General features: G+C 61.6%; 7 protein-coding genes and 1 pseudogene. 1 reads left to right on the forward strand and 7 read right to left on the reverse strand.

Translation table 11 applies throughout. The annotated features are described in order from the left end of the window. The 7 genes from cmk to mtnA form a co-directional block, all read right to left on the reverse strand. The coding region (gene cmk / locus OQK_RS02250; RefSeq protein WP_016770921.1) for a (d)CMP kinase at window positions 1–608 on the reverse strand (608 nt) is incomplete at its 3' end. Further along, window positions 605–2,812: a bifunctional prephenate dehydrogenase/3-phosphoshikimate 1-carboxyvinyltransferase gene (locus tag OQK_RS02255; RefSeq protein ID WP_038861073.1), complete on the reverse strand. Its 2,208-nt coding sequence runs from the start codon at window positions 2,810–2,812 to the stop codon at window positions 605–607. The genes OQK_RS02255 and cmk, both read right to left, overlap by 4 nt. Window positions 2,813–2,840: 28 nt before the next feature. Next, window positions 2,841–3,953, reverse strand: coding sequence for a histidinol-phosphate transaminase (hisC, locus tag OQK_RS02260; protein WP_016770923.1), 1,113 nt, complete (start codon window positions 3,951–3,953; stop codon window positions 2,841–2,843). Between the two features lie 13 nt (window positions 3,954–3,966). Further along, on the reverse strand, window positions 3,967–5,061 hold the full coding sequence (gene pheA, locus OQK_RS02265; RefSeq protein WP_016770924.1) for a prephenate dehydratase: 1,095 nt from the start codon (window positions 5,059–5,061) through the stop codon (window positions 3,967–3,969). Further along, window positions 5,061–6,146, reverse strand: a complete 1,086-nt coding sequence (gene serC / locus OQK_RS02270; protein WP_038860448.1) for a 3-phosphoserine/phosphohydroxythreonine transaminase — start codon at window positions 6,144–6,146, stop codon at window positions 5,061–5,063. The genes pheA and serC overlap by 1 nt, the downstream gene beginning before the upstream one ends. A 229-nt stretch (window positions 6,147–6,375) precedes the next feature. Then, a complete protein-coding gene (gene gyrA, locus OQK_RS02275; protein WP_016770926.1) occupies window positions 6,376–9,030 on the reverse strand; it encodes a DNA gyrase subunit A in 2,655 nt (884 codons plus the stop codon). 423 nt (window positions 9,031–9,453) lie between these two features. Further along, window positions 9,454–10,530, reverse strand: a complete 1,077-nt coding sequence (gene mtnA, locus OQK_RS02280) for an S-methyl-5-thioribose-1-phosphate isomerase (protein WP_016770927.1) — start codon at window positions 10,528–10,530, stop codon at window positions 9,454–9,456. Window positions 10,531–10,638: 108 nt separating this feature from the next. Between mtnA and OQK_RS02285 the strand changes: the two are divergent. Further along, window positions 10,639–10,865: pseudogene (locus tag OQK_RS02285) on the forward strand (TRZ/ATZ family hydrolase); the annotation flags it as partial.

The following is a 10,865-nucleotide window of genomic DNA, read 5'->3' on the forward strand; positions in this document are numbered from 1 at the left end:
TGAATCGCGTCGGCCGCCGGCTTGAGCGGGGCTACTGCGCGCTGGGTGTCACGCTCATCGCGTGCACGGATCTCATCTAGCAGACTCGACAGACTAACACCCTCGACTTTGCCCTTCAACTGCAAATATCGACGGCGCGCCCGTTCCTCGGCACTGGCGGTGAGGAAAATCTTCAGTGGTGCATCCGGAAAAACCACCGTGCCCATGTCGCGACCGTCGGCCACCAGGCCCGGCGCTTCCTGGAAAGCACGCTGGCGCTGCAGCAGCGCCTCGCGCACAGCGGGCAGCGCAGCCACTTGCGAGGCGCCGGAACCGACACTTTCGGTGCGAATGACATCGCTGACTTCGTCGCCTTCGAGAATGATCCGCTGCAGCTGACCTTCGGTCGCGGCGATGAACTGCACATCCAGATGAGCGGCCAATGTCTTCAGCAGCTCTTCATTGGTCAGGTCGACGCCATGGTTGTGCGCAGCAAACGCGAGCAATCGATAAAGCGCACCGGAATCCAGCAGGTTCCAGCCCAGACGCTTGGCCAGAATACCGGCGACCGTACCTTTACCGGAGCCGCTTGGCCCATCGATGGTGATGACCGGTGCAATGTTTTTCACGACTGAGCCTCTTGTGCCACACGAATGCCGACTTGCCCGCACAGCGCGAGGAAGTTGGGGAACGAGGTCGCGACGTTGGCGCAATCATGGATGCGGATCGGTGCGGTAGCGCGCAACGAGGCAACACTGAAGGCCATGGCGATACGGTGGTCGCCGTGACCGTGCACGTCACCGCCGCCGATCTGGCCGCCGTCGATGATGATGCCGTCCGGGGTCGGTTCGCACTTGACGCCCAGCGCCAGCAAACCGTCCGCCATGACCTGAATCCGATCGGATTCCTTGACCCGCAGCTCTTCGGCGCCGGTGAGCACGGTACGCCCTTCGGCGCACGCAGCCGCAACGAACAGGACCGGGAATTCGTCGATCGCCAGCGGCACCAGCGCCTCCGGAATCTCGATACCTTTGAGTTTAGCTGCGCGCACGCGCAAGTCAGCAACTGGCTCGCCGCCGACCTCACGCTGGTTTTCCAGAGTGATATCGGCACCCATCAGCCGCAGGATGTCGATCACGCCAGTACGGGTCGGATTGATGCCGACGTGCTCAAGCACCAGCTCGGAGCCCTCGGCGATCGAGGCTGCGACCAGGAAGAACGCCGACGACGAGATATCGCCCGGCACTTCGATGTGAGTCGCGGTGAGCTTGCCGCCGGACTCGACCGAAGCCGTGGCGCCGTCGACGCTGACCGGGTAGCCGAAACCACGCAGCATGCGCTCGGTGTGATCGCGAGTCGGTGCCGGCTCGGTCACCGTGGTCTTGCCTTCGGCGTAGAGACCGGCAAGCAGCAGGCAGGATTTCACCTGGGCACTGGCCATCGGCATGGTGTAGGTCAGACCCTTGAGCTTGTGGCCACCGCGAATGGTCATCGGTGGACGACCTTCAGCAGCGGTCTCGATGACCGCGCCCATTTCCCGCAGCGGATTGGCCACGCGATTCATCGGACGCTTGGACAGCGAAGCGTCGCCGGTCAAGGTGCTATCGAAGTTCTGCGCCGCCAGCAGGCCGGAGAGCAGACGCATCGAGGTGCCGGAGTTGCCCAGATAGATCGGGCCCGGCGCAGGCTTCAGGCCGTGCAGGCCGACACCGTGAATGGTCACGCGGCCGTGATGCGGGCCTTCGATGACCACGCCCATGTCGCGAAACGCCTGCAAGGTCGCCAGGGCGTCTTCGCCCTCGAGGAAGCCTTCGACTTCGGTGACGCCTTCGGCCAGCGAGCCGAGCATGATCGAACGGTGGGAAATCGATTTGTCACCCGGTACGCGAATCCGACCGGACAGGCGGCCACCAGGTTGAGCCAGGAAGATCAGATCGTTGGAATTCATAGCGTCCACATAGGCCCTGCGGGCCAGGATTTTACTGAAATGCTCGCGGGCAACCCGGGCGCGCGTGAAAACGCCCAATAATTGGTGCCCATCCCCTGCATCGACCGCGTCGCGCAAGGCGTCGAGGTCGCTGCGAAATGTATCGAGTGTGCGCAGGACAGCCTCGCGGTTGGCGAGGAAGATGTCGTGCCACATCACCGGGTCGCTTCCGGCGATTCTTGTGAAATCGCGAAAACCACCGGCAGCGTAACGGAAGATCTCCAGATTTTCATTGCGCTTGGCCAACGAATCGACCAGACCGAAAGCCAGCAGATGCGGCAGATGGCTGGTCGCGGCCAGCACTTCATCGTGACGCTCGACCTGCATGTGCTCGACATCCGCGCCCAGTTCGCGCCAGAGACGATCGACCAGCGCCAGCGCGGCAGGATCGGTCTGCTCGAGCGGCGTCAGGATCACCTTGTGCCGGCGGAACAGCTCGGCATTCGAGGCTTCCACCCCGCTCTGCTCGGAACCGGCAATCGGGTGCCCGGGGACGAAGCGCGCCGGCATGCCGCCGAACGCTTCGGTCGCGGCGCGCACCACGTTGCCTTTGGCGCTGCCGACATCCGTAAGAATCGCCTGCCCCAGATCCATGACAGCCAGACGCGCGAGCAGTTTTTCCATGGCCAGAATCGGCACAGCCAGCTGAATCACATCGGCACCGACGCAAGCCGCCGCCAAGTCGTCTTCACAGCGATCGACCACACCCAATTCGACCGCGAGCTTGCGCGATTGCGGGTCGAGATCAACACCGACCACCTCACGGCACAGGCCGCTTTCACGCAAACCCTTGGCAAACGAACCACCGATCAACCCCAGACCGACCACCACGAGGCGACCGATCATAGGTGCAGCAGGTTGCAGCGCAGTGACATCAACCACGAGCCAGAACCTTGCGCAGCGCCTCGAGGAAACGGCTGTTTTCTGCCGGCAGACCAATGGTCACCCGCAGGTGGTTCGGCATGCCGTAATTGGCCACCGGACGCACGATCACGCCTTCGCGCAGCAAGCCCTGAAAAATCGGCGCCGCGACCTGGCCGAGATCGACGCAGATGAAGTTGCCTTTGGACTCGATCCAGCCCAGCCCCAGCTCACGGAAACCCGCCTGCAACTGCTGCATGCCGGATTCGTTGAGCTGACGGCTTTGCGCCAGATATTCCTCGTCCTTCAGCGCCGCACACGCCGCCGCCAGGGCGAGGCTGTTGACGTTGAATGGCTGACGAACGCGGTTCAGCACGTCCGCCACCACAGGCGTCGACAAGCCATAACCGACGCGCAGCGCAGCCAAGCCATAGGCCTTGGAGAAGGTGCGCGAAACCAGCAGGTTCGGGTACGCAGCGAGGAAGTCGAGACCGTCCGGCAAATCACTGCCTTCGGCGTACTCGATGTAAGCCTCGTCGAGGACTACCAGCACATGCTCGGGAACGTCCTGCAGGAATTCGTCCAGCGCTTCGGCGCCGAACCAGGTGCCGGTCGGGTTGTTCGGGTTGGCGATAAACACCACGCGAGTGTTGGCATCGATGGCTGCGAGCATGGCCGGCAGGTCATGCCCCCAGTCTTTGGCCGGAACTACTTTGGCCTGAGCGCCAACTGCTTGAGTCGCGATCGGATACACCGCGAAGGCGTGCTCACTGAACACCGCATTCAGGCCCGGCGCCAGATAGGCACGCGCAACCAGCTCAAGAATGTCGTTGGAGCCATTGCCCAGCGTGACCTGATTCAGCTCGACACGGCACTGCTCGGCGAGCAGCGATTTCAGGGCGAAGCCATTGCCGTCCGGGTAGCGGGTCAGCTCGGCCAGCTCTTCGCGAATCGCCGCCAATGCCTTCGGGCTGGCGCCCAATGGGTTTTCGTTGCTCGCCAGTTTGACGATTTTTGCCGGATCCAGATCCAGCTCGCGCGCCAGTTCGTCCACAGGCTTGCCCGGAACGTACGGCGAAAGTTGTTGCACGCCCGGCTGTGCCAGAGCGAGGAAGTTGCCACTCATTTGCTACCGCCCCTTAGAGAACTGCTTTCGGGTAGGAACCCAGCACTTTGAGTGCTACTGCTTCCTGACTGATCTTTTCCAGCACACCTTTGATCAACGGATCGCGGTGGTGGCCGACGAAGTCGATGAAGAACACGTAAGTCCATTTACCGCTGCGCGACGGACGGGTTTCGATGCGGGTCAGGTCGATGCCATTGTCGTGGAACGGCACCAGCAGCTCGTGGAGCGCGCCGGGCTTGTTGCTCATGGAGACGATGATCGAGGTCTTGTCGTCGCCGGTAGGCGGCACTTCCTGGTTACCGATCATCAGGAAGCGCGTCGAGTTGTCAGGGCGATCTTCGATCTTCTCGGCCAGACGCGTCAGGCCGTACAGCCCTGCCGCCATGTCGCCAGCGATCGCCGCCGAATTCCACTCACCCTTGACCCGCTTGGCCGCTTCGGCGTTGCTCGATACCGCGACGCGTTCGACATTCGGGTAATGCGCGTCCAGCCACTTGCGGCACTGGGCCAGCGACTGCGCGTGGGAATAGATGCGGCTGATGCTGTCGGTCTTGGTATTTTCGCCGACCAGCAAATGATGGTGGATGCGCAGCTCGACTTCGCCACAGATCACCATGTCGTGTTCGAGGAAGCTGTCCAGCGTGTGATTGACCGCGCCTTCGGTGGAGTTTTCCACCGGCACCACGCCGAAATTCACCGCACCGGCGGCGACTTCACGGAACACTTCGTCGATTGCCGCCATCGGCTTGCTGATCACTGCGTGGCCGAAGTGCTTCATCGCTGCCGCTTGGGTGAAGGTGCCTTCAGGACCGAGATAAGCCACTTTCAGTGGCTGCTCCAGCGCCAGGCACGACGACATGATTTCGCGGAACAGCCGCGCCATTTCTTCGTTGCCCAGCGGCCCCTGATTGCGCTCCATCACACGCTTGAGCACCTGAGCTTCGCGCTCGGGACGATAGAACACCGGCACTTCGCCTTCAGCCAGCGAGGCCATCTTCACGCGGGCGACTTCCTGGGCGCAACGCGCACGCTCACTGATCAACTCCAGGACTTTGGTGTCCAGAGCGTCGATGCGAACGCGCAGTGCCTTGAGTTCTTGCTCGGACATCAGCCGTGTTCCTTCTCGAATTCCGCCATGTACGCCACCAGCGCGTTGACCGCAGTGATGTCGACGGCGTTGTAGATGGAGGCGCGCATGCCGCCCACCGAACGGTGACCCTTGAGGTTGAGCAGACCGCGCTCGTCGGCACCGGCGAGGAACGGCTTGTCCAGACGATCGTCAGCGAGACGGAACGGCACGTTCATCCACGAGCGATCCGACTTGTTGATCGGGTTGCTGTAGAGACCGCTGGCGTCGATGAAGTCGTACAGGGTGCGCTGCTTGACGTCGTTGAGCTTGGCGATCGCTTCGACGCCGCCCTGCTCTTTCAGCCATTGGAACACCAGACCGGACAGGTACCAGGCCAGCGTCGGCGGGGTGTTGTACATCGAGCCGTTATCAGCCGCGACCTTGTAGTTGAGCATGGTCGGGCACAGCGAGCGGGCCTTGCCGAGCAAGTCTTCGCGGATGATGTTGACGACGATGCCGCTCGGGCCGATGTTCTTCTGCGCGCCGGCGTAGATCATGCCGAAACGCGAAATATCGACCGGGCGCGAGAGGATGTCCGAAGACATGTCCGCCACCAGCGGTACGTCACCGGTTTGCGGGATCCACTGGAATTCCAGACCGCCGATGGTTTCGTTCGGCGCGTAGTGAACGTACGCGGCGTCTTTCGACAGATTCCACTCGTTCTGGCCTGGGATGGCGAAATAGTCGTAAGGCTTGGCAGTGGCAGCAACGTTGACGTGGCCGTAGCGCGAGGCTTCTTCGATGGCTTTCTGCGACCAGATACCGGTGTCGATGTAGTCGGCCGAGCCGCCTTCAGGCAACAGGTTCAGCGGGATCTGTGCGAACTGCTGGCTGGCGCCGCCCTGCAAAAACAGAACTTTGTAGTTCGACGGGATATTCAGCAGGTCACGCAGATCCTGCTCGGCCTGGGTGGCAATGGACACGAACTCATCGCTGCGATGGCTCATTTCCATGACCGACAGACCCTTGCCGTGCCAATCAAGGAGTTCACCCTGGGCGCGCTGCAGGACAGCTTCAGGCAGCGCCGCCGGACCGGCGCAGAAGTTATAGGCTCGCTTGCTCACATCCAATCTCGCTCTGATTTGGTGGTCACTTGAATCTTTTGGTTTGCGGCTGATCGTTCCCACGCTCCGCGTGGGAATGCATCCAATGACGCTACGCGTCATGGGACGCGGAGCGTCCCCAGCGGCATTCCCACGCAGAGCGTGGGAACGATCAGCCGCAGTGTTGCAAATTTTCATACCGGACAAATAACAAGGGGGCGAATTCTCATCCGCCCCCTCGTTTGTCCGCTTATTCCTGCGGTTCTTCGTCTGCTGCGGCGTCGAGTTGCTGGTCTTCACCTGCTTCGTCGATACCGACGCTGCCTGCGATTTCCTCACCCTCTTCACCTTCGAGTTCTTCGCCTTCGATTTCCGAGGGCTCCTGAACCCGCTCCAGCCCGACCAGGGTTTCATCCTTGGCCAGCTTGATCAGCGTCACGCCCTGAGTGTTACGACCCAGGCTCGACACTTCGTCGACACGGGTACGCACCAGGGTGCCCTGATCGGAGATCAGCATGATTTCTTCGCCGTCGAGTACCTGTACCGCGCCGACCAGACGGCCGTTACGCTCGTTGCTGACCATGGCGATCACGCCCTGACCGCCACGCTTGTACTCAGGGAACTCGGTGATCGCGGTGCGCTTGCCATAACCACGCTCGGAAGCGGTGAGGATCTGGCTGCCTTCTTCCGGGATCAGCATGGAAATCAGCTTCTGCCCTTCCGGCAGACGCATGCCGCGCACGCCGCGAGCGGTACGGCCCATGGCACGCACGTCGGACTCTTTGAAACGGGTGACCTTGCCGCCATCGGAGAACAGCATCACTTCGCGCTCGCCATCGGTGATGGCTGCAGAGATCAGCACGTCGCCTTCGTCCAGCTCCAGCGCGATCAGACCGACGCTGCGCTGACGACTGAAGGATTCCAGCGGGGTCTTCTTCACGGTGCCGTTGGCGGTGGCCATGAAGATGTAGTGACCTTCGGTGTATTCCTCGACCGGCAGCATGGTGGTGATGTATTCACCATCATCCAGCGGCAACAGGTTGACCAGCGGACGACCACGGGCCGCGCGGGATGCTTCCGGAATTTCGTAGGTCTTGAGCCAGTACACCTTGCCCTTGCTGGAGAACAGCAGCAGCGTGGTGTGGCTGTTGGCAACCAGCAGGTGAGCGATGTAGTCCTCGTCCTTGACGCCGGTAGCCGATTTGCCTTTGCCGCCACGACGCTGAGCCTGGTACGCAGCCAGCGGCTGGGTCTTGGCGTAGCCACCGTGGGAGATGGTCACGACGCGCTCTTCTTCCGGGATCATGTCGCCCAGGGTCAGGTCGAGACGGGCATCGAGAATTTCGGTGCGGCGCACGTCGCCGTATTCGGCGCGGATCACTTCCAGCTCTTCGCGGATCACTTCCATCAGGCGCACAGCGCTGTTGAGGATGCGGATCAGCTCGCCGATCTGGTTGAGGATCTCTTGATACTCGGCCAGCAGCTTCTCGTGCTCCAGACCGGTCAGACGGTGCAGGCGCAGTTCGAGAATCGCTTGGGCCTGTTCTGGCGAGAGGAAGTACTTGCCTTCACGCAGACCGTATTGCGGATCGAGGTTTTCCGGACGGCACGAATCGGCACCGGCACGCTCAACCATCGCCACCACAGCCGAGGATTCCCAAGGCGTGCTGATCAGCGCTTCCTTGGCTTCCGACGGTGTTGGCGAAGCCTTGATCAGGGCGATCACCGGGTCGATGTTCGACAGGGCAACGGCCTGGCCTTCGAGAATGTGCCCACGCTCGCGCGCCTTGCGCAATTCGAACACGGTACGGCGGGTAACCACTTCGCGACGGTGACGGACGAAGGCTTCCAGCAGATCCTTGAGGTTGAGGATGCGTGGGCGGCCGTCGATCAGCGCGACGATGTTGATGCCGAATACCGATTGCAGCTGGGTCTGGGCGTAGAGGTTGTTGAGGATCACCTCAGGCACTTCGCCACGACGCAGCTCGATGACGACGCGCATACCGTCCTTGTCGGACTCGTCGCGCAGCTCGGTGATGCCTTCGAGCTTCTTCTCTTTGACCAGCTCGGCGATCTTCTCGATCAGACGCGCCTTGTTCAGCTGGTAAGGCAGTTCGGTGATGACGATCTGCTGACGGCCACCCACCTTGTCGATGTCTTCGATGATCGAGCGGGCACGCATGTAAATGCGCCCGCGACCGGTGCGGTAGGCTTCGATGATGCCGGCGCGACCGTTGATGATCGCAGCCGTCGGGAAGTCCGGACCGGGAATGTATTGCATCAGCTCATCGACGGTCAGCTCGGGGTTGTCGATGAGGGCCAGGCAACCGTCGATGACTTCACCGAGGTTGTGCGGCGGAATGTTGGTCGCCATGCCCACGGCGATACCGCTGGAACCGTTGACCAGCAGGTTCGGTACGCGGGTCGGCATGACTGCCGGGATCAGTTCGGTGCCGTCGTAGTTCGGCACCCAGTCCACGGTTTCCTTGTGCAGGTCAGCCAGCAGCTCGTGCGCCAGCTTGGTCATGCGCACTTCGGTGTATCGCATGGCCGCAGCGTTGTCGCCGTCGACCGAACCGAAGTTGCCCTGGCCGTCGACCAGCAGGTAGCGCAGGGAGAAAGGCTGGGCCATACGAACGATGGTGTCGTACACGGCAGTGTCACCGTGCGGGTGATACTTACCGATCACGTCGCCGACGACACGGGCAGATTTCTTGTACGGCTTGTTGTAGTCGTTGCCCAGCTCGCTCATCGCGAACAGTACGCGACGGTGCACGGGCTTGAGGCCATCGCGCGCATCCGGCAGTGCACGGCCGACGATCACGCTCATTGCGTAGTCGAGGTAGGACTGTTTCAGCTCGTCTTCGATATTGACCGGGAGGATTTCTTTGGCCAGTTCGCCCATGAGAAGCCTGATTCCTTTTTCTGGTGAAACTTCGTCATATCCATGTGGGAGCAACGAAGCTCGTCGGGGCCGGCCGAGTGCCATGCGCCGACTTACGACAAATCAACATTGGATCGCGGATTTGCGCAGTAAAGACAGCTCCGTGGAGCCGCCTCGGAAAACGCCGGATGTTATCACAAAGGCCGCCACGCACCTATCCCCCAGATGCGCATGGAGCATAGTTAGTTGACCGATGACAGGCTTGAGGGGGACGACAGAAGCTCTGAGCTTCTTTGAATGTGAAATCTGGGGCAGATTTACAGTTGTTTATTGACATTCAGGCCCTCATCGCTGGCAAGCCAGCTCCCACAGGTTCAATGCCGGGCACAAAACCTGTGGGAGCTGGCTTGCCAGCGATGGGGCCCGCTCAGACGCTAAGGACCTTCAATGCAGGCGCTTGCGGCACATCAGCTGGGCCATTTTCGCGGTGTCCGGGCGTTCGACGATGCCTTTCTCGGTGACGATCGCATCGATCAGATCCGCCGGGGTGACATCAAACACCGGGTTGAACGCTTCAACATCGGCACCGACGCGTTTACCGCCGACCTCCAGCAGTTCGGCGCCATCACGTTCTTCGATCGGGATGTCATCGCCGCTGGCCAGGTTCATGTCGATGGTCGAACTTGGTGCCACGACCATGAAGCGCACGCCGTGGTGCATGGCATTCACCGCTAATTGATAGGTGCCGATCTTGTTCGCCACGTCGCCATTGGCGGTGATGCGGTCAGCGCCGACGATCACCCAGGTCACGCCTTTGGTTTTCATGATGTGCGCGGCGGCGGAGTCGGCATTCAGGGTCACCGGGATGCCCTCGTTGGCCAGCTCCCACGCGGTCAGCCGCGAGCCTTGCAGCCACGGCCGGGTTTCATCGGCGTAAACGCGCTCGACCATGCCTTCTATATAAGCAGCGCGGATCACTCCCAGCGCAGTTCCGAACCCACCGGTGGCCAGCGCGCCGGTGTTGCAGTGCGTGAGAATCGCCTGAGCGTTGCCTTGATGTTTGCGAATCAGATCGACACCAAGCTGCGCCATGGTCAGGTTGGCTTCGCGGTCGCTTTCGTGAATGGCGATGGCCTCGGCTTCCAGCGCCGCCAGCGGATCGGCGTTGCTTTTCAGGCGATCCAGGCGATCGTGCATGCGGCCCAGCGCCCAGAACAGATTGACCGCGGTCGGACGCGAATCGGCCAGCAGGGCGAAATCCTCTTCCAGCGCCGCGTACCAGTCGCCGCCCTCGGCAATCCGCGCCCGCGCCGCAAGGACGATGCCATAGGCCGCGCTGATGCCGATGGCCGGCGCGCCCCGCACGACCATCGAGCGAATCGCCTCGGCCACGCCGGCGGCGCTGGTGTAGGCGATCCAGGTTTCCTCGAACGGCAAAATACGCTGATCCAGCAGGTGCAGCGCGCCATCACGCCAATCGATGGCCTTCACTTTCTCCGCAGCCAACAGTCGATCGCGCATCCCACACCCCGCACTCATGAACAAAAGCCGCCGATTATAGCGATCCCCCCGCGAGGACGCTCGGGTATACTTCGCCATCCTTTACAAAAGCACTGGAACCGACCCTCGATGCCGAAACCTGCCATTGCGCTCGACCTGTTATTGCTGCCGACCTGGCTGGTCCCCGTCGAACCGGCAGGCGTGGTGCTCAAGGAGCACGGCCTGGGCATCCGTGACGGTTGCATCGTGTTTATCGGCCCGCGCGCCGAAGCGTTGAAGTGTAACGCGACAGAAATCCGCGAACTGCCGGATGTTCTGTTGGCGCCGGGACTGATCAATGCCCACGGCCACGCGGC

Origin of the sequence: Pseudomonas sp. R62 (genome assembly GCF_000257605.1) — a bacterium.
GTDB classification, from domain to species: domain Bacteria; phylum Pseudomonadota; class Gammaproteobacteria; order Pseudomonadales; family Pseudomonadaceae; genus Aquipseudomonas; species Aquipseudomonas atacamensis.

Bases quoted from the DNA above. Each gene is read 5' to 3' on its own strand.
- OQK_RS02255 (WP_038861073.1), bottom strand. From the start codon at position 2,812: ATGATCGGTCGCCTCGTGGTGGTCGGTCTGGGGTTGATCGGTGGTTCG.
- hisC (WP_016770923.1), bottom strand. From the start codon at position 3,953: ATGAGTGGCAACTTCCTCGCTCTGGCACAGCCGGGCGTGCAACAACTT.
- pheA (WP_016770924.1), bottom strand. From the start codon at position 5,061: ATGTCCGAGCAAGAACTCAAGGCACTGCGCGTTCGCATCGACGCTCTG.
- gyrA (WP_016770926.1), bottom strand. From the start codon at position 9,030: ATGGGCGAACTGGCCAAAGAAATCCTCCCGGTCAATATCGAAGACGAG.
- mtnA (WP_016770927.1), bottom strand. From the start codon at position 10,530: ATGCGCGATCGACTGTTGGCTGCGGAGAAAGTGAAGGCCATCGATTGG.